This window comes from Desulfovibrio mangrovi (assembly GCF_026230175.1).
Taxonomy (GTDB): domain Bacteria; phylum Desulfobacterota; class Desulfovibrionia; order Desulfovibrionales; family Desulfovibrionaceae; genus Halodesulfovibrio; species Halodesulfovibrio mangrovi.
In genome coordinates, this window is record NZ_CP104208.1 from 3,443,542 (window position 1) to 3,462,118 (window position 18,577).

The window sequence follows — 18,577 nt, forward strand, 5'->3', positions numbered from 1 at the left end:
TTTGTTGGCCGGTACTAACTTGGTTGTCTTTTCACCGATTACTTCTGGCACTTCCCGCAAAACACGGTCGTCCGCCCCGCAACCTTGGCGGTGCTGAGCTTCTTGCCGCACACCGTGCACTTTTCGCCAGCTTTACCATAGACAAGAAAACTGTTCTGAAAGGCCCCCGCGTCGCCGTGCGCATCCCGATAGTCCCGTATGGATGAGCCGCATTCGCGGATGGCCTGCTGCAGCACGGCCTGTATCACACCATGCAGGGTGCGGAGTTTCGCTTCCGGTACGCTGTTGCAGGCGGTATCAGGCCTGATGCGGGCGCGGAAGAGGGATTCATCCGCATAGATGTTGCCGATACCAGCAATGACGGTCTGGTCCAGCAGGGCCGCCTTGATGCGAGTGCGTCTGTCGCGAAGCAGCTGTACGAAGTCGCATTCGCTGATGTCCAGAGGTTCCGGCCCGAGCTTCTGCCAGAAATCCCAGTCTGAAAAATCCTGCTCGGCCAGTGCTCGGCAATAGCCGAACTTGCGGGTGTCGTCGAAGAACAGACGGCTGCCGTCTGAGAGATCGAAGATTAGCCGCGTATGTGTGGCGGGCGGCTTACCCTGAGGATACACGAACAGGCGGCCGGACATCTTGAGGTGGAAGGCGAGCGTGGTTGGTTGTTCAGCTGCCGTCCCTTTGCTTGCTCCCTCCAGATCCATCAGCAGCACCTTGCCGCGTCTGTGCACACGGCGGACAACGCATCCGGCAACCCGATGCTCCAGCAGGTTGCGCCGACCTGCCACCGTGGAGTCGTTCAGGATATGAACGGCGGCTATGGTGCGCTGTTCGACTTGCGGGGCAAGGCCGCGGGCAATGGTTTCCACTTCCGGCAGTTCGGGCATGGGGAATCTCTTCGGGCAACGTATCAGTTGGCTGCGGGGACTGCTTGTGTCGGGGGGGCCTCGGTCTTTCCCGCAGGCATGACCAGTTCCATCTGCAGGGAGTCGCGCAGGATGGTGAAGACAAGGTTTTTGCCTGCCTTTGCGGCGGCAAGTCCTGCTGTGTGCAGAACCCACATGGAGTCCACGGGCGTGCCGTTGGCGGCGGTGATGATGTCGCCCTTCATGAATCCGGCTTTGGCGGCGCGGGAATCGGGCACCACGTCCATAACCTGAGCGCCGTTGTCCACCTGCAGCAGACTGAAGCCCATGCGGCTCTGGTGCGTGAGGCGGCAGTAGTACTGCATGTCGGCCTCAAGCGGGTCCACGGGCTCGGTGCCCCGCCACGGGGTGACGAAAACTACGCTGGATTCGGGGCGCAGCTTGCGGATGCGATGGGCCATGCCCCAGCCGAATTCCACGTGTCCTGCGCCGATGAGGATGACAACGGGATTGCCGGTTTCTTCTCTGGCCTTGATGGCCTGCTCGGCCATGGCGGTATCCCACAGGGACTGGATGAGGAAGAAGCGGTCCATGCGGCCCGTCATCTTATCCTTGGGAGCAGGAACTGAGGCGTCTGCGGGCTTCGCGTTACTACCGTCAGGTTTTGCGTCTCCGCTGGCGGGCGCTGCGGCCTGTTCGCTGGCATCGCTCTTGGCTTTTGCCTCGGGCCTGGCTGCTGCGTCTGTCTTCTGCTCTGGCATGGCGGGCGTTTTGGTCATGGTGCCGTTCACCATGGCGCGGTGCGCGTCGAACATCTCCTGCAGGGCGGCGCGCTGGGCGTCGGATGCAGGAATGATCTTGGCGGGCAGCTGGGCGCGTTCCTCTTCAGAGAGGCTGGAAACCCCGCCACGGCTCACCTTTTTCACTATGGCCTGCGGCACGTTGAGGGCGCGCAGGGGCAGCTTGCGGGCGTAGGCCGTCTTGAACACGGGGCGGTAAAGGTCAAAGTCGTAGCCCCATGCCTTCTTCCAGTTGGTGGCGTTGGCGAACTGCTCAAACGGGACGGCTCCTGCGTTCACCTTGTCCAGCAGGGGCTGGTGGTCGGCAGGGTACATCTCGAGCCCCACGGTGAAGCGGAGTCCGGAGTCGGCCAGCGCCTCCATGAGGCGCGACTGCATGAGGTGGTCGCAGGGAACGGTATGCCCTTCGCCGATGAGTATGTAATCGGCGTTGCGGGTGCGTTCCACAAAGGCGGCGGTGTTAAGGAGCAGGGGGGCGGAGGTGCCGTTGGCAACCAACAGGCTGCCTTCCGCAAAGGTTTGCGAAAACGGCGAAGGGTCAGGAGTAGGCGGCTGCGCCTGATGTGCGCAGCCGCCCAGAATGATCAGGAAAACAAGGATACAGAGAGCCGTGAGGCTGCGTAATCCTTCGGTTAATCCCATATACGCTTGTCCTCGATGGGACGGATTTGCGGAGGCAGGGAGCCGGGGGTAAGCACCTTGAGCGAGGGACGCAGTTTGATCTTCTCGCGGAACTGGTGCAGCAGCTCGTCTTCACGCTTGAAGTTGCTGGCTTCAATGTAGAGGATCATTTCGTCGATGCCGCCGGGGTTGGTGACTTCGATCTGCCAGCGCTTGATTTCGTCAAAGCGTGCCATGACCTGCTCAACCTGATGCGGGTACACGAACATGCCCTTGATGCGTGCGGTGGTGTCCACGCGGCCCACGATGGAACCGATGCGGGGAGACGTACGTCCGCAGGCACAGGGGGAACGGTCAATGTAGCCGAGGTCGCCGGTGGCGAGACGGATGAGCGGGTAGGTCTTGTTGAAGGCCGTTACCACGATTTCGCCCACTTCGCCGTCCTTCAGCGGAATGCCGGTGTCGGGGTGGCAGATTTCCACGTAGGCGCGGTTGGCGATGTGCAGACCGGTCTTGTGGAAGCATTCGTAGCCGATGCAGCCCACGTCGGCGGTGCCGTAACCCTGACGCATGATCAGGTCGAACTTCTTTTCCAGCTGCGAACGCATCTTCTCGGAAATCTTTTCGCCGGTTACGAAGGCCACTTCGAGGAACATGTCCTTACGCAGGTTCAGGCCCTTTTCTTCGGCCTTCTGGGCAAGGTGCATGAGGTAGCTGGGAGTGCCAACGTAGCCGGTAACGCGCAGCTTCTGCATTATTTCCAGCTGGGTCGCGGCGTTGCCGGGACCGGCGGGAATGGTGGCGCAGCCGAGGTTGCGCAGGGGCTCTTCAAACATCAGGCCCGCGGGAGCGAGGTGATAGTTGAAGGTGATCTGCGCCACGTCGCCGGAACGGAAGCCGGCGGAGTAGAAGCCTTCGGTGTAGCCCCAGTAATCATCGGCGCGATCTTCGGGGTCGAAGATGGGGCCGGGGGAGAGGAAGATGCGCTTGAGCTCGCCAAGATCCTTGGTCAGCAGGCCGCCGAGACGCGGACCCATGGACTGCAGGAAGATGAGCTCCTTCTTCTTGAGAATGGGAATATGCTTGAGGTCGGAAAGGGTTTTGAACTTTTCCACCTGGAACTGGGCGCGGTCAAAACGCTTCTTTACGTCTTCAGAATAGCGGTAGGCGTAGGAAAGAAGGTCCTTCAGCTGAATGAGATAATATTGGCGGCGCTCGCTCTCGTCGAGCACCTCGCGACGGCTGTAAATACCTTCTGTGCGATCTTTACGGGTCATCGTTAAACTCCATGTATGGAATGGTTGGACGCAATGCGAACCATAAGGGCTACCAGATGGCACATAAGGTTGCAAGGATTATTTTTTATTATCATGTATTTCGGTGTGTTACAAGCTGTTTTGGAAAATGTGTCACATCTTGTAATCACCGCTGTCAGGCAGCCTGACCATCTCTTCCGGTGGCAAACCGGCGATGCATTCCGTTCTCCGTAGTCGTGTATTGCTGCATTGTCTGTGCAGCCTACAGGCCGAAGGGCGTTACCACCCTGTCCAGCACGCCCTGCACCTTGGAGATGGCGACCCCGTAGTTGGTGATGGGCACGCCGCGTCTGCTGCATTCGCGGATGCGGCGCAGCATCTCTGCGCGGTTGGTCATGCAGCCGCCGCAGTGGATGGCGAGGGCGAATCCTTCCAGATCCTGCGGGAAATCGTGTCCGGCGTAGGTGACGAACTCCAGCTTTTTGCCCGTGTACTGGCTTATCCAGCGGGGAATCTTCACGCGACCGATGTCGTCGGCCACGGCGTGATGCGAGCAGGCTTCGCACATCAGAATCCTGTCGCCATCGCGCAGGTCGTCTATGGCGCGAGCGCCCTGCACCATGGTGTGCAACTCGCCCTTGTAGCGGGCGAAAAGGATGGAGAAGGTGGTCATGGGCACGTGCTCCGGCACCTCGCCCGCCACCTTGAGCACTACCTGTGAGTCCGTGACGACCAGCGCGGGATCGTTGCGCAGGGCGGCAAGGGCTTCCTCCAGTTCGCGTTCCTTTACCACAAGCCCTATGGCGTCGCTGTCCAGCACGTCGCGCAGCACCTGCACCTGCGGCAGGATGAGGCGGCCCTTGGGGGCGGCAAGATCTATGGGCACCACGCAGAGCACGGTGTCGCCTTCACCGATGAGGTCGCCCACAAGCACGGGCTCTTCGGCAAACTCGGGCGGCGCGGTGTCTATGAGCGCCTTTTTGACCGCGTCCACGCCTTCGCCCGTGACGGTGGAGCACAGCACGTGCGGCAGGCCTTCGCTGGCGCAGAAGGCGATGTCGTCGGCGCTCGGGCCGGTTTTGTCCGTCTTGTTGAAGATGACGATCACGGGAATGCCCATCTCGCGCAGGCTGCCGAGAATGTCGCGCTCTTCAGGGCCGAGGCTGTCGGGGCCCGTATCGGACGGACCAGCCACGAGCAGGGCCACGTCTGTACGATAGAGCACCTTGCGGGCGGCTTTGATGCGCAGTTCGCCAAGCTCACCGGTGTCGTCAAGTCCCGCCGTGTCGTAGAAGGTGACGGGCCCGAGCGGCAACAGTTCGTAATGCTTGGCCACTGGGTCCGTAGTGGTGCCCGGGTGGTCGGAGACGATGGCGATGCCCTGCCCTGCAAGGGCGTTGATGAGCGATGATTTGCCGGCGTTTCTGCGACCGACAAGGGTGATGACCATGCGTACGCCTCTGGGCGCTTTTTCCGACATGCCTGTTCTCCTATGTATTCCCGGCTTGCCTTGCATTTTTCGCAGGGGACGCGCCTCGTGATGATGAGGGTTCATAGCCCGCATCGCGCAGGCGTTGCTGCAGGCGGCCGACGATCTGCCGCACCGGTTCGGGCGCGGCGTTCTTGCCGGGGTAAATATTGTATCCGGCCCTTACGGGTTCCGGCGTGACCGAGGGCATGATGACGTTGGCTCCGGCGTTCAGCCCCTTTTCACGGCCGTGTGCATCCAGCGCATCCAGCGCGCTGGTGGCGGGGATGTTGGCTGTCGGATTCATGAGCCGGAGCAGGGCGGTGGCCCGCAAGGCTTCGTCAATCCGGCCTGCGGCGGCATCCTTCAGCGGCGTCTGCGGATGCGGGATGAAGGGCCCCACCGCGATCATGTCCAAGGGGAGACCGCTGAGCAAGCGAAGGTCTTCCGCCAGAATCTCGGGCGTCATGTCAGGCAGGCCGGTGATGATGCCGGAACCTGTTTCATAGCCGAGACGGCAGAGCGTCTCCACCCGCGCCAGCCGTTCTGCCACGTTTTGTCCCGGGCGCAGGCGTGCGTGCAGTTCGGGGTTGAAGGTCTCCATCTTGAGCAGATAGCGGTCCGCGCCGCAGTCGCGCCAATAGCGATAGGCGTCTTCACTGTGGTCGCCGAGCGACAGCGTGACGGAAATGTCTCCCAGCCGTTTGATTCGGCCTATGAGGTCGCCGATGGAGCGGATGTCCGCCGTCTCCTCTTCGCCGGACTGGAGCACCACGGTGCCCATGCCCAGTTCCACCGCCGTGCGGGCCGCATCGAGAATGGCCTCCGCATCAAGCCGGAAGCGCTGCAACTCGGTGTTGGCGGCGCGCAGGCCGCAATAGTGGCAGTTCTTGCGGCAGTGGTTGGAAAATTCCACCACGCCGCGCTGGAACACCTCTCGCCCGAACACGCGGTCGCGCAGGGCACGGGCCTCTGCGAATAGAGGGTCGGCATCGGGTGCGAGCAGGGCATCGCGTATTATACTGGGCTGCATGGTCATGGTTTCGTGCTGGAAGGTTTTGGGAGCATGGTGGTTGATGCGGCAGTGCGCGTGGTGCTGACACATTCCTCAATGATGCGGAAGGCGGCGCGATGTTCCGGCGAAAGGGCATTGAGCGCATCGGATGTCCTGGTCGTATCAACCTCATCGGGCAGCACGCCTTCTCCGGCAAGCTGCAGCAGTCTCTCCACGGGAGCGGTTACGGTACACCAGAATCCGTCCGGCGTCATGACGGCGCTGCGGGCGAAATGGCCGAAGCAGATGGTGTCGTCAACAAGCAGTACCGGCAGGCTGGGGCGCAGCAGTATCGTATGTATGGATACACGATGGCCGTAATGGTCTGCCAGTTGCCCTAAAAAAGTATGGGATGCGGCTAGTTCCTGCCGGATGTCGTCCCTGCTGCTGCGGGGCCTGAGCAGGCGCATGAAGTCAGGGAGCCATGCGATCTGTGGGTGGCTGTCCAAATCCGGCAGCGTAGCGACCGTCAGGTTCGGGCCGTCGGCGCGGGACAGGGCGGCATGCAGTGCGTCGCACAGCGGGGCCGATGCCGCAAATCGCCCGTACGGCGGCGCGTGGAACCAAATGCGGCATTTGGCGTTCGCAATGCGCTCCGGCAGATTGAGCTGTTGCACTCCGGCTGTGATCACGCCTCATCCTCGCTCTTTGCGGTATCTGCTTTGAATGCCGTGTAGGTTTCTTCCGTGTATCCCAACTGACGCATCCTTTCCGGCGAGAGGAGGGCGGCAATGGCCTCTTCCGGCATGTCGAGTTCTTCGGCTGCGGCCTGGGCAAGGGAAATGCCTTTTTCCTGTGCCGTATGGGCAATGGCTTCGGCGCGGGCATAGCCCACGGCCGGGACCAGCACTGCGGCGAGCGCGCCGCCGTCGTTCACATGCTCGCGGCAGCGTTCCGCGTCCGGTTCCGCCTGTGCGAGGCAGCGGGTGTGCAGCAGGGTAACGGCCTGTCTTAGCAGGTGAAGCGATTCCAGAATGCTGTGGGCCATGAGCGGCATGAACTGGTTGAGCTCCAGATTGCCGAGGGCGGCCACCTGTCCGGCCAGCGCATCATTGGACATGACGCGCAGGGCGGCCTGCGCCACGGCTTCCGGTATGACCGGATTGACCTTGCCCGGCATGACCGTGGAACCGGTCTGCATGGCGGGGATGCGCAGTTCGCCAAGACCGGTGGAAGGGCCGCTGGAGAGCAGGCGAATGTCGCCTGAGATTTTCAGCAGGTTCACGGCGCAGGCCTTGAGCATGCCGGAGACCTCCACGAAGTCGTCCAGATTCTGTGTGGCATCCACCAGATTCTCGGCCCGCGAGAGTTTGAGTCCCGTGATGCGCCGCAGTTCGTCGGTCACGCGCAGCACGTAGTCGCGCGGTGCGCCGAGTCCGGTGCCCACGGCCGTACCGCCAAGGTTCACCTGACGGATGCGTTCGCGGCATTTGAAGATGCGCCAGCGGTCGCGGGCAATGGCTTCCGCCCATGCACCGAATGTCATGCCCATCGTCACGGGCACGGCGTCCTGCAGTTCGGTGCGGCCGAGGCGGAGCACGTCGCGGTGTGCCTGCTCCTTGCGCTGCAGGGTTTCCTGCAGGGCTGTCACGGGCTGCTCCAGTGCCTTCAGTTCATGCAGCACGGCGACCTTGAGGGCTGTGGGGTAGGTGTCGTTGGTGGACTGGTGCAGGTTCACGTGGTGCAGCGGGTGTACCGCGCCTGAGCCGCAGGGCTGACCCATGAGCATGGCCGCACGGTTGGCGACCACCTCGTTGAAATTCATGTTGGTGGAGGTGCCTGCCCCGCCCTGAAAGGCGTCCACCACGATCTGGTCGTGATGCTCGCCGCGGATGAGTTCATGACAGGCCGTTTCCACCACCTGCGCCACGGGGGCGGGCAGGTGACCGAGTGCGGCGTTGACGCGGGAGCATGCGAGCTTCACCTCCGCATAGGCGCGGATGAATACGGCGGGCAGCCGGTAGCCGGACAGGGGGAAGTTGGCTACGGCCCGTGCGGTCTGGATGCCGTACAGGGCTTCTGCCGGTATCTCAAGGCTGCCGAACTGATCCTGTTCCGTGCGGGTGTGGCAAGACATGCGCTATCTCCTGAGCGTAAGGAAGGAAACGGGAGGGACCGGGCAGGGGAACCCGGTCCTTCCTGTTTTCTGTGGGTCGACCGGTGTTTGTCAACCCATCCTGGCAGGGATATTCCTGATAAAGGCTAGAGGTAGAGGTCCCGTTCGCCTTTTTCGATGCGATGAAGACGTGTTGCCACCAGATCGCGCCGCTTGACGGGGAAGTCGTCCACTTCCCGCTGAATGAGCGGCAGGCCCATGGTACGGGTGTCGTCGCTGGCGTAATCGTGCAGGTATTCTTTGAAGGTGAGCAGGGAGTTGGGGTGGCAGAATTCCTGAATGAAGCCCTTCTTGGCCAGTTCCATGAAATGCTCGCCGGTTCTGCCGAGCCGGTAGCAGGCCGTGCACCACGAGGGGATGTAGCCCTGATGCACGATCTCCTGAATGACTTCTTCAAGGCTGCGGTTGTCGCCCACGCAGAACTGCTGCACGTCGGGGCGGTCGTAGTTCGGGTCGGCGTAAGCCCCGGGGTAGGTGCGCGAACCCGCGCTCAATTGCGACACGCCAAGGTCCAGCAGCTCGCGGCGCATTTCCTTGCCTTCGCGGGTGCTGAGGATGAGGCCGGTATAGGGAACGGCCAGACGCAGTACCGCCACCAGCCGCTTGAACTGCTCGTCCGAGATGGCATGGGGCGGATTGTACGCGATGTCGGCGTTGAGGGCGGGTTCCAGACGGGGGAACGAAATGGTGTGCGGCCCCACGCCGAACTGCTTTTCCAACTTCGCCGCATGCGAAAGCAGGGCGAGGATGTCGAAGCGGTAGTCGTACAGGCCGAGCAGCGCGCCCATGCCCACGTCGTCAATGCCTGCTTCCATGGCCCTGTGCAGGGCATACAGACGCCACAGGAAGTGCTTTTTGTGTCCGCTGGGGTGCAGGGCGGCGTAGGTGCCGGTGTGGTAGGTCTCCTGAAAACACTGGTAGGTACCTATGCCCACCTCGTGCAGGGTGCGGAAGCCTTCCACGTCCAGCGGTGCGCAGTTGATGTTCACGCGCCGTATTTCGCCGCTCTTTTCGGAAACGGTGTCGTATACGGTGCGCACGGTTTCCGCTATCCAGTCCGCCCCGAATTTGGGGTGTTCGCCGTAGACCAGCAACAGGCGCTTGTGGCCCAGATTCTCCAGCACGGTCACTTCCTGCCGGATTTCCTCCGGTGAGAGCGTACGGCGGACGAGTTCCGTGTTGTCCGCCTTGAAGCCGCAGTACGCACAGCGGTTGCCGCATTCGTTGGTGATGTAGAGCGGCGCGAAGAGGACCATCCGGTTGCCGTAAATGGTCTGCTTGACCGTACGCGCCGTTTCGAACACGGCCTCGTTCAGTTCCGGATCGTCAACCTGCAGCAGGCAGCCTGTTTCTTCCGGCGTCAGGCCCTTGGCTTCCTTTGCCTTGTTCAGAATGTCGCGCACGCGCGCGGCATCAGGATTTTCCGTTGCCTGCACGGTATTCCAGATGGCTGCTTCGTCTATGAAATTCGTGAGTCCCTTTGTATCCAACTGCATATCCGCCTCCGTGATTACACGAGTGAAGATTTGACCCTGACGCTGGGAAGGCTGCCCAACTGGCCGGTGAGCGAGCCTACCTCATTGGTTGTCGCCTCGATGATGAGGGCGATGACGCTTATACCCCTGTCGCGGCAGGGAACGCCCATGCGGGCGAGGACGAGTTCACCGTGGCGGCTGATAATGTCGTTCACCATGCCTGCGTCCCTGTTTCTGTCGCCAACGATGACGCTGACGACGCCCATGCGCTTGTCCATGTCAGTGAGTGTCCTTGTGTTGTGCATCGTGTCGCATGGTCCTTACGGGCAGGCCGGTGAGGTGTCGTCAGGCGCTTGAGCTCCATCCGGCGGATACAAGGGCGGCCCTGAGGTTCAGATTGCTCCTTCCCGCAGGCTGCCCGTAGGAATCACGGTCTGGTTACAGAGCCAGTTTCACGCCCTTGGCCTTTAGGGCCTTCAGGCCTGCGCTCCGGTCACTGTAGTGAGTGTGGAGCAGGTGGTGCGATTCGTGCCCGCAGGGGCCTTCATGCAGGAAGCCGTCCTTGGCGTAGAGCTTCTTGATCATGGGGTTTTCCTGCGACTTGCGGATGGCGTAGACCTTGCGGTCGGCGTCGTACACGGACTGCTGGCGGATGCCGATGAATTCCAGCGTGGAGGCAACGGCTTCGCGGGTCATATTGAAGCCCAGCACGGCGTAGCCGCAGGTGAATCCGGCAAGCTTGATGAATCCGCGTCTGGACATGGTTGCAATGTTTTTCATGACGGCCTCCTACCCTACGCGCCGCTGGGTGTAGCGACGGTTGATCTTGGCGATGGTGCTGCGGAACAGTGAGGACTGCAGCATGCCGGGTTCCAGAGGCTGGCCGCCGCCGTTCACGCAGCCGCCGGGGCAGGTCATGACTTCGATGAAGTGGTAGGACGACTTGCCTGCGCGTACTTCGTCGCACAGCTTGGCGGCGTTCTGCAGGCCGCTGACCACGGCTACCTTCACGGTGCCGAAGTTGGGCACGGGAATGTCGGCCGTATTGATGCCCTCATGCGTGCGTACGACCTTGATGTCCGGATTGGCGAGCGTGTCGCCGGAGAGCACTTCGTAGGCAAGGCGTAGCGCCGCTTCCATAACGCCGCCGCTGGTGCCGAAGATGGTGGCGGCACCGGTGGACATGCCGAGCGCGGGATCCGGCTCTTCCTCAGGCAGATTCACGAAGTCGATGCCCGCCTGCTTGATCAGCCATGCCAGTTCTCGGGTGTTTATGGTGGCATCGATATCACGATGGCCGCTGGCGTTCATTTCGGGGCGCAGGCCTTCGAACTTTTTGGCGACGCAGGGCATGATGGACACGGTGTACATCTTCTTGCCCGCAATGCCGCTCTGTTCTGCGCCATAGGTCTTGGCCAGCGGGCCGAGCATGGCGATGGGGGATTTGCAGGTGGAGAGGTGTTCGTTCAGGTCCGGGTAGAAGGTTTCTGCAAACTTCACCCAGCCTGGGCAGCAGGAAGTGAACTGGGGCAGAGGCTTGTTACCGTGCTTGACGCGCTCAAGCAGTTCGGTGCCTTCTTCCATGATAGTGACGTCTGCGGTCCACTCATTGTCCCAGATCAGCCCGAAGCCCAGACGGCGCAACGCCGTGTGCATCTTGCCGCCTACGTACGTGCCGGTGGGCATGCCAAAGCATTCGCCGAGGCCGTAACGCACTGCGGGAGCGGGCATGGAAACGACCACCGTGTCGGGGTCGCGCAGCTTTTCGAGGATTTCGCCTACATAGGAGACTTCTTCATGAATGGCACCGTAGGGACAGTTGGCAAGACACTGGCCGCAATTGACACAGGCGACGGGGTCCACAATGCCGCGCTGGCCATCGGGGTGCATTTCCTGAATGGCGCCGGTGGGACAGTGGCTTTCGCACTCGCCGCAGCCCATGCATTTTTCCGTATCCACCTGCACGAAGAAAATCGTGCCGGGATCAATGCCGCGAGGAGCGGCAATCTTGTAAGTCACCCCTTCCATTTCCACACGTTGTCCCGTTGCCGGCGGCTCAAGCCCTGACAGGTAGGCCGGAGCGGCAGCGGGATGCTTGGCTTTGCATCCAGACATAGACAACTCCTTTAACTGGTTACACGTTTGCGTCTTTCGACTACAGCACTTGCACCGTGTTACGAAATATAAAAAGATAGCACAAGTGAAATAACAAAAATTATTCATTGCTACTCGTGCTCGTGGAGCGGCTGCTGCCGTGGGGTGGGCATGTCCGTTCAGAAAGAAGCGTGTGGCTTGCTGAGAGGCGCAGCTTTGCGCCGTGCTCTGCACGCGGGGCGCGAAAGGCCAGATGTTGCGGGTATGGCTTATGCGGGGGGACCGTGAAAAGAAAACGGGACACGCGGGCTTTGTTCGCGTGTCCCGTTAGGGGTGGTGTTGTGGAGCTTTGGCTACAGCTTGAGTAGTTCGGCCAGCACGGTCAGGCCGTTGCGCAGGCTCTCCCTGTCCTGCGCGCCGCAAAGGGAAACGCGCACTCCCTGTTCGGGCTGGGCATAGCCGACGGCAAAGTGCTCCATGTGGGCAACGGAAACGCCGCGCTCTGCGGCGGCCTCAGCAAATTCCACGGACCGCCAGCGCCTCGGCAGGCGGAGCCAGATGAAATAGCCGGTGGGGTGGGCACAAAACTGCCATTCTCCCAGTATCTCGCGGGCGATCTGGTTGCGGGCGGCCGCTTCGGCCCGCTTGACGGTAAGCACACGGGCGGCTGTGCCGTCTTCGATCCACAGTGTGGCAATTTCCGCCATGAGCGAGGCGGACATCCAGATTGATGCCTCTATGGCTGCCTCTATGCGACGCACGGATTCCGGGGGGGCGCAGACAAATGCGGTGCGTAATCCACCGGTAAGCGCCTTGGAGGTTGAGGCGATGAAATGGCCTAGTTCCGGTGCGTGTGCCGAGATGGGCGGCAGCACGGAATCCAGCGTCAGGGCGTACATGTCGTCCTCGATGATGCGTATGCCATGGCGGCGGCATACGGCGGCAATTTCGTGGCGGCGGTATTCCGGCATGTGGGCGAGGGTGGGGTTCTGGCATCCGGGCATGATATACAGTCCGCGCACCGTTTCCTGCACGCAGGCTGCGGCAAGGGCGTCCGGCAGCATGCCCTGTTCGTCCATGGGAATGGGAACGAGCTGCAGGCGCAGGCGTTTGGCCAGCGGCTTGATGAGTGGGTAGGTAAGGCTTTCCACGGCAATGCGGTCGCCGGGAGAAAAGAGTGCTCCCAAGGTAACGGTCATGCCGTGCTGAGCCCCGGAACAGACAAGCACGTTGTCGGCAGAAGCTTCATAGCGGTGCAGGGCGGCCCAGCGTACGCCGGTTTCCCGGTGCCGCAGCAGACCGCGGGGCTGGTGGTAGTAGAGCAGATGCTGGATGTCCCGTCGCGCGGCAAGCGTTGTCAGCGCCGTGCCGAGGTCGGGGTCCAGTGAGTGAAAGGGCGTGTTCAGGCCGAGGTCCACACGGGGACTGCCGTCCGCCATGAGCGTGTCCCTGCCGATATGGGCGAAGGTCATGCGTTGCGAGAGAACAAAGGTTCCCCTGCCCGTTTCGCCGCGCACAAGGCCGCGGCGGGCCGCTTCCGCATAGCCGCGTGTCACGGTGCCCACGGTCACGCCGAGCAGGTCCGCCACCTCGCGTTGGGTGGGCAGGGCGGCGTCCGGCAGCAGGGTGCCGCTGCGGATGGCACTTTCAATGGCGTCCGCAATGGCCAGATAGCGAGGTCTGGCAGTGGCGGGTGCGTCGGTTTCCGCTGTCGTGGCGTTGCGCATGGCGTTGAGCAGGTGATCTTTTATTGTCATGGTGACAATTGATATTTTGACTGTGGGATTGTGTCAATACTATGCATGGCAGACTGGATGCTGCCCCTCCTGAATGGTCGGAGTGTGGCGGCGAAATTTGCACACCGTAAACAGAATGGAGGCTGCCATGGAAGTGACGAACGGTCTTTCGCTGACCGCCAATCTCCTGCCGCTTATGTTGTTCTGCCTGTCCATGACAGCGACACCCGGACCGAACAACATCATGCTGACGGCCTCCGGCGCGAACTTCGGGTTCCGCCGGACGCTGCCGCATATGTTCGGCATCGCGTGCGGCATGCAGACGATGATTCTGACCGTGGGGCTGGGACTCGGAAGGGTTTTCATGGAATTTCCCGCCGTGCATACGGCATTGGAGTGGGTTGGCGGTGCGTACCTGCTTTATCTGGCGTGGAAGATAGCCAACATACCACCCGCGCCCGTGGACAGCGGCGGGGCGGGCAGACCCATGACCTTCATGCAGGGGTTGCTCTTTCAGTGGGTGAATCCCAAATGCTGGATGATGGTGGTGGGCGCCGTGGCCACCTTTGCGGATGAACGGAACGCCATGCACGATGTCTTCATCATTGCGCTGGTCTTTCTGGCGGTCACTCCGCCGAGTATCGGCATGTGGGCGCTTGTGGGCGTGAAGATCAGGCGGTTTCTCGAAACTGCCTTCCGCCGTCGCATGTTCAACTACACCATGGCCGGGCTGCTGGTTGGATCATTGGTGTTCGTGCACATGGATAAAGTGTTGTAGTGCCGTTGTCCGGTTGAATGCCAAAGGGGCTCCCGAATCATCTTCGGGAGCCCCTTTCATCTTACCGGAAACGTGGTTGTGGTTTCTGCCGTTATTCCTCGTCGTGGTCGGGCGTGGTGTCCTGACGGCAGATCGTTTTTTTCGGAGCCTGTTTCGCCTGGGCGACCTGCGCAGCCTGCAGTTCCTGCAGGGCCGGAGCCGTGCGAATGTGCAGGTCCATCTGCGGGAAGGCTATTTCGATTCCCTCTTCGCGGAAGGCCTTGTCTATGGCAAAGCGCAGTTCGGAAATGCTCGTCAGGGCGTTGTCTATGTCGTTAATCCACACGCGCAGGATGAAGTCGAGGCTGCTTGCGCCGAAGTCGTTGAAGAGCACGGCCGGTTGGGGGCGGCGCAGCACATGGGGATGTGCTTCGGCCACGGCCGTCAGGGTCTTGCGGACCAGTTCGGTGTCGGAACCATAGGCCACGCCCACCAGCAGGTCGCGACGGATGGTGGCGTTGTTCTTGGTCCAGTTGGTCACCTGCGTGGTCACAAGGTCCGAGTTGGGAATGATGAGCGAGGCGTTGTCAAAGGTCTCCACTACGGTGGCGCGGATGTTGATGGTGCGCACGGTGCACCACAGGTCGCCCACCTGAATGATGTCGCCCTGCTGTATGGAGCGGCCGAAGAGCAGGATAAGGCCGCTGAAGAAGTTGTTGAAGATTGTCTGCATGCCGAAACCGATACCCACGGAAAGACCACCCGCAACAACCGTGAGGCTGGTCAGGCTGACCCCGAGGATATGCAGGCCCACAAGGCCGTAGACGAACCACAGTCCGTAGTTGGCCATGGTCTTGAGCGACAGCACGGAGCCTCGCTGTCCCTTGGGCCATCGTTCGGCCATGCGGTCCAGCGCCCCTCTTGCCAGATGCGAACAGGCGCGGGTGACGTAGAACAGAATGGCCAGAAGCAGCACGCTGGCGAACTTGAGCGAGAAGCCTTCCCAGCTGATGGTCAGGTCTCCCACGGTGCGCAGGATGCCCTCGCCGAGGAACTGGTAGAGCCAATACAGGCCGAGGCTCGCCGAACCTGTCCAGACCAGCGGTGAGGCCAGCCCGAGAATGGCACCTTTGAGCATGACGTAACCGCCTTCATCGGGCAGGGATGAGAGGCTGCGGTTGAGCGTGGCCATGAGTCCCGTGCTTACCCCGTAGGCAACGTAGCTTACGAACCAGAGCATGCAGATAAACGCTGAGAAGCGGGCATACCCTGCCATGGCAAGCAGGGCAAAGAGCACTGCCATCCAGAACCAGATGGAGAGGGCGGCCGTACCCCGTGAAGAATTCTTCATATGCCTGCGGAGCATGAACGCCAGAAATACAAGAGAGGCTGTGGCCCACAGGGGGACGGCCAGTCTGTTCGGCATCTCGCTCACCAGCATCAGGCCTCCCAGCAGGAACAGCCATGACAATGGAGTCTTGGGAATGTTGCTGAAGTTCGGGAGCACCACCCTGCGGATGGCGTTGGATCCCATGAGCACGCCGTATCCGAACAGGAACCAACTGAATACGCTGAACGAGGGGGCGGCTCCACCGAATACGCGCATATCCGCCATGACCAGCGCAAAGCCTATTGTTCCGGTAAGGCCCGAACGGTGCAGTTTTGCTGCAACATGGTTCGAAACCGGTTCCCCGCGCAGGGCCGCCCTCATCAGGGGGATGCCGCCGCTAGCCACCACGGTGAAGACGAACAAGGCCAGCAGGGCTGCGGAAAACGCCTTGCTTTCCAGCAGGGAGAGCTCCTGCGTAAAGGCGACCATGCGGACGGACAGCCAGAGCGGTACGGAGCCGGGCTGCCTCCAGAGTTCCACCGAGACAAGGGGGTCTGTGTTCCGGAAGAAATATTCCTTCCAATGGGTTGCCAGGCCTTCTTCCTTCTGTTTGCGCTTGGTGCGTATCTTGTCCAGCAGAACCTTCACCTGTTTGAGTTGGGTTTCAGCCTTGTTCTGCTGGGCATCAAGCCGGGCGCGAAGTTGCATGATCTGCCGTAGGTAGGTTGTTACAAAGGCCTGCATGTCGTCGGAAAGATCGGTGCGGGCCACAAAGTCGCTGCGGGTGTTGATGGTACCGAGTCTGTCGAGACGCACACTCGCCTGATCACTGATATCCTGTAGTGATTCCAGTGTCTTGGAGAGGCGGCGCTCCAGCGCCTGCAACTGGCGGCTCAGGGAGCGCTCTTCAATGGGCGATGCGAGGGAGAGGCCCTGCGCAAGCAGGGCTTCTTCATACTGTTTCCGTATGGTGCCGTAAGCGCTTTTGGCGTCATCAAGGCTTTGATCCACGGACTCCGCAATGCCCTCTTCGGCATTGGTGAGCATAGTCAGTTCGCGCTGTTTTACCTCCAGCAGTCCCTGCAGGGATGTGGTGGCTTCTGCCGCAACCTGCCCCGCAAGGCAGAGAGACAGAAACAGGGACAGCAGGACGGGCAATACTATGTGTCGGCCGGACGGACGGCGGGCGGTATCTGGAATGAAATATATTTGCATGGTGCTACTCTGCGTTCGTTTGGGGAGGGGGAAGCTGCCAGCCCAAAATCTTCGGAATATGAACGGGGCGTGAAGCTCTTGCCGGCATTGCAAACCGGAGCAACAGCATATCCTGAAATGCGAGGAGAGAGAAGAGGGAACAGGGCAGGGGGGACCGTGCCTCAGGGGGTGGGGAGCGTGACAGTGATGCAGGTGCCTGCCGTTTCCGAGGTCGTGAAGGAAATGCTTCCTCCCAGCGTGTTTGTAATGAGCTTGGCAGAGAAGGTTCCGAGACCGGTGCCGCCCTTCTTGCCGAAGGTGACGTACTTGCCGAAAAACTTGTCTCGGATTTCGGCTGGAATAACACCAAAGTTGTGAATGTCCACGGTAATTCTTTCGCCCTTGGCAAGGATGCCCACGCTTATGTGGTGCTCGCGCGGCGAGGCTTCGGCTGCATTGGTGAGCAGGTTCGAGAGGAGCGAATAGAGCAGTGTTTCCTCTCCCTTCACGAGTATTTTCTTTCCAGTTGGTTGCGGGCTGCCATCAAGCGTGATGGCGTGCGTCAACTGCATGGCGCTGAACAGGGGGGCCAGATCCATCAACGCTTTATGCATGACCTGCAGGATATCTACCGGTGCCGGTGCAAAGGTGTAGGCTCCGGTTTCCATCTTGTAGAGGTCCAGCGACATGTTGATGACCTTGAGCATCTTGTAGCCGGACTCTTTGATGTGTTTGAGCATTTCCTTCTGCTCGTCATTGATCGGGCCTACCTCGTTTATTATGTCGGGCAGATTGATGATGCCGTTGAGCGGCGATTTGAGGTCGTGGCGGGTGATGCGTTCAACGTCTTCCTTGAGTTGCTGCAGCTTTTTCTGCTCGGAGATGTTCATGAAGCTTTTCAGGAAATAGCGTTGTCCGCTCAGCATGATCTCGTTGACGTTCTCAATGATGGGAATTTCGTTTCCACTGATGGTGCGCAGGGTGCGCTCGGTGTTGTGGCGCAGGGCAGAGTCGGAATGGAAGGGGCAGTTGGTCTGATGCTCGAAGCAGATGGTGCTTGCGCATGGTTTGCCGATAAGGTCGTCCGCATTGCAGTGGAGCATGGCCAGCGCTGCAGGGTTTGCATCGTGGATTATCTGTGTTTCCGCATTGATGATGAGTACGCCTGTCTGGATGGAGTTGAAAATCAGCTTGAGTTGCAGGTTGGTGTCTTCAAGCGCGTGGGTGCGGATTTGTACCTTATGTTCCAGCCTCTTGTTGTCTTCCGCAAAGAGTTTGTTCACGTCATGGCTTTCCATGGCATGGGCGGCGGAGAGCATGACCACGGAGAAGAGTTTGCGCGTGGTATCCAGAATGCTGTCTTTGTCCTGCCGGAGAATGCCTGCCAGCATTCCCTTGATGCGGGAGGCGGAACTGATCACGTGCAACAGTATGTGCTGCCCGCCGTTTTGTGTGAGAAAGAAAAGCGGTTCGTTGGTTTTCAGGGCATAGGCAAAGGAGTTGTCTGCGATAAGTCCGTTGATTTCGTGCTCGATCTTGTCCGCTACTTCGGGATTATCGCAATAATGCAAGGAGAAATCGTAGGTCCCCTCCTGCGCCAGATAGATGGCAATGCCTTCCATCTCTATCATTTTGCGGGCGCGCAGACAGGTTTCCCGTAAAATGGGCAGACAGTCCGAGTGTTGTGACAGGGAGGGCGCAAAACTGCCCAGCGAGGCGGCAAGGTCGAGTGCCTCCATGGCGGCGGCCCGTTCGCGTCGCAGCAGTTCGAGCTGCTTTTCCTGAAACTGGATGATCTGTTCCTGCGTCATGGTGT

At 60.6% G+C, this 18,577-nt stretch carries 15 protein-coding genes; 1 reads left to right on the forward strand and 14 read right to left on the reverse strand.

Going from position 1 to position 18,577, the window contains the following annotated elements:
- Positions 1-38: 38 nt before the first annotated feature.
- From mutM to N1030_RS15420, 12 genes are all read right to left on the reverse strand, one after another.
- On the reverse strand, positions 39-881 hold the full coding sequence (gene mutM / locus N1030_RS15365; protein WP_265826394.1) for a bifunctional DNA-formamidopyrimidine glycosylase/DNA-(apurinic or apyrimidinic site) lyase: 843 nt from the start codon (positions 879-881) through the stop codon (positions 39-41).
- 23 nt (positions 882-904) lie between these two features.
- Positions 905-2,302 (reverse strand): ChaN family lipoprotein, encoded by a 1,398-nt coding sequence (locus tag N1030_RS15370; RefSeq protein WP_265826395.1) that lies wholly within the window; start codon positions 2,300-2,302, stop codon positions 905-907.
- Positions 2,293-3,558 (reverse strand): phenylacetate--CoA ligase family protein, encoded by a 1,266-nt coding sequence (locus N1030_RS15375; protein ID WP_265826396.1) that lies wholly within the window; start codon positions 3,556-3,558, stop codon positions 2,293-2,295. The genes N1030_RS15370 and N1030_RS15375 overlap by 10 nt, the downstream gene beginning before the upstream one ends.
- Positions 3,559-3,799: 241 nt before the next feature.
- Positions 3,800-5,017 (reverse strand): [FeFe] hydrogenase H-cluster maturation GTPase HydF, encoded by a 1,218-nt coding sequence (gene hydF / locus N1030_RS15380; RefSeq protein WP_265826397.1) that lies wholly within the window; start codon positions 5,015-5,017, stop codon positions 3,800-3,802.
- A 10-nt stretch (positions 5,018-5,027) separates the two neighbouring features.
- The gene (hydE, locus tag N1030_RS15385) at positions 5,028-6,038 is read right to left on the reverse strand and encodes a [FeFe] hydrogenase H-cluster radical SAM maturase HydE (RefSeq protein ID WP_265826398.1); all 1,011 of its coding nucleotides are present in this window, start codon (positions 6,036-6,038) and stop codon (positions 5,028-5,030) included.
- 2 nt (positions 6,039-6,040) lie between these two features.
- A complete protein-coding gene (locus N1030_RS15390) occupies positions 6,041-6,691 on the reverse strand; it encodes a hypothetical protein (protein WP_265826399.1) in 651 nt (216 codons plus the stop codon).
- Positions 6,688-8,136 carry an aspartate ammonia-lyase gene (locus N1030_RS15395; RefSeq protein ID WP_265826400.1) on the reverse strand — a complete coding sequence of 483 codons (1,449 nt, stop codon included), beginning with the start codon at positions 8,134-8,136 and terminating at the stop codon, positions 6,688-6,690. The genes N1030_RS15390 and N1030_RS15395 overlap by 4 nt, the downstream gene beginning before the upstream one ends.
- Positions 8,137-8,261: 125 nt before the next feature.
- A complete protein-coding gene (gene hydG / locus N1030_RS15400; RefSeq protein ID WP_265826401.1) occupies positions 8,262-9,671 on the reverse strand; it encodes a [FeFe] hydrogenase H-cluster radical SAM maturase HydG in 1,410 nt (469 codons plus the stop codon).
- Between the two features lie 14 nt (positions 9,672-9,685).
- Positions 9,686-9,928 carry a TM1266 family iron-only hydrogenase system putative regulator gene (locus tag N1030_RS15405; RefSeq protein WP_265826402.1) on the reverse strand — a complete coding sequence of 81 codons (243 nt, stop codon included), beginning with the start codon at positions 9,926-9,928 and terminating at the stop codon, positions 9,686-9,688.
- A gap of 160 nt (positions 9,929-10,088) precedes the next feature.
- Positions 10,089-10,430, reverse strand: a complete 342-nt coding sequence (locus tag N1030_RS15410) for an iron hydrogenase small subunit (RefSeq protein ID WP_265826403.1) — start codon at positions 10,428-10,430, stop codon at positions 10,089-10,091.
- Positions 10,431-10,439: 9 nt separating this feature from the next.
- Positions 10,440-11,765 carry a [FeFe] hydrogenase, group A gene (locus tag N1030_RS15415; protein ID WP_265826404.1) on the reverse strand — a complete coding sequence of 442 codons (1,326 nt, stop codon included), beginning with the start codon at positions 11,763-11,765 and terminating at the stop codon, positions 10,440-10,442.
- 332 nt (positions 11,766-12,097) lie between these two features.
- A complete protein-coding gene (locus N1030_RS15420; protein WP_265826405.1) occupies positions 12,098-13,501 on the reverse strand; it encodes an aminotransferase-like domain-containing protein in 1,404 nt (467 codons plus the stop codon).
- 127 nt (positions 13,502-13,628) lie between these two features.
- Between N1030_RS15420 and N1030_RS15425 the strand changes: the two genes are divergently transcribed.
- A complete protein-coding gene (locus N1030_RS15425) occupies positions 13,629-14,258 on the forward strand; it encodes a LysE family translocator (RefSeq protein WP_265826406.1) in 630 nt (209 codons plus the stop codon).
- A gap of 91 nt (positions 14,259-14,349) precedes the next feature.
- Here N1030_RS15425 and N1030_RS15430 read toward each other — a convergent pair whose 3' ends face one another.
- Positions 14,350-16,782, reverse strand: coding sequence for a mechanosensitive ion channel domain-containing protein (locus N1030_RS15430; RefSeq protein ID WP_265826407.1), 2,433 nt, complete (start codon positions 16,780-16,782; stop codon positions 14,350-14,352).
- Between the two features lie 161 nt (positions 16,783-16,943).
- Positions 16,944-18,572: a sensor histidine kinase gene (locus tag N1030_RS15435; protein ID WP_265826408.1), complete on the reverse strand. Its 1,629-nt coding sequence runs from the start codon at positions 18,570-18,572 to the stop codon at positions 16,944-16,946.
- Between the last annotated feature and the right edge of the window lie 5 nt (positions 18,573-18,577).

Bases quoted from the DNA above. Each gene is read 5' to 3' on its own strand.
- mutM (WP_265826394.1), bottom strand. From the start codon at position 881: ATGCCCGAACTGCCGGAAGTGGAAACCATTGCCCGCGGCCTTGCCCCG.
- N1030_RS15370 (WP_265826395.1), bottom strand. From the start codon at position 2,302: ATGGGATTAACCGAAGGATTACGCAGCCTCACGGCTCTCTGTATCCTT.
- N1030_RS15375 (WP_265826396.1), bottom strand. From the start codon at position 3,558: ATGACCCGTAAAGATCGCACAGAAGGTATTTACAGCCGTCGCGAGGTG.
- hydF (WP_265826397.1), bottom strand. From the start codon at position 5,017: ATGTCGGAAAAAGCGCCCAGAGGCGTACGCATGGTCATCACCCTTGTC.
- hydE (WP_265826398.1), bottom strand. From the start codon at position 6,038: ATGCAGCCCAGTATAATACGCGATGCCCTGCTCGCACCCGATGCCGAC.
- N1030_RS15395 (WP_265826400.1), bottom strand. From the start codon at position 8,136: ATGTCTTGCCACACCCGCACGGAACAGGATCAGTTCGGCAGCCTTGAG.
- hydG (WP_265826401.1), bottom strand. From the start codon at position 9,671: ATGCAGTTGGATACAAAGGGACTCACGAATTTCATAGACGAAGCAGCC.
- N1030_RS15405 (WP_265826402.1), bottom strand. From the start codon at position 9,928: ATGGACAAGCGCATGGGCGTCGTCAGCGTCATCGTTGGCGACAGAAAC.
- N1030_RS15410 (WP_265826403.1), bottom strand. From the start codon at position 10,430: ATGAAAAACATTGCAACCATGTCCAGACGCGGATTCATCAAGCTTGCC.
- N1030_RS15415 (WP_265826404.1), bottom strand. From the start codon at position 11,765: ATGTCTGGATGCAAAGCCAAGCATCCCGCTGCCGCTCCGGCCTACCTG.
- N1030_RS15420 (WP_265826405.1), bottom strand. From the start codon at position 13,501: ATGACAATAAAAGATCACCTGCTCAACGCCATGCGCAACGCCACGACA.
- N1030_RS15425 (WP_265826406.1), top strand. From the start codon at position 13,629: ATGGAAGTGACGAACGGTCTTTCGCTGACCGCCAATCTCCTGCCGCTT.
- N1030_RS15430 (WP_265826407.1), bottom strand. From the start codon at position 16,782: ATGCAAATATATTTCATTCCAGATACCGCCCGCCGTCCGTCCGGCCGA.
- N1030_RS15435 (WP_265826408.1), bottom strand. From the start codon at position 18,572: ATGACGCAGGAACAGATCATCCAGTTTCAGGAAAAGCAGCTCGAACTG.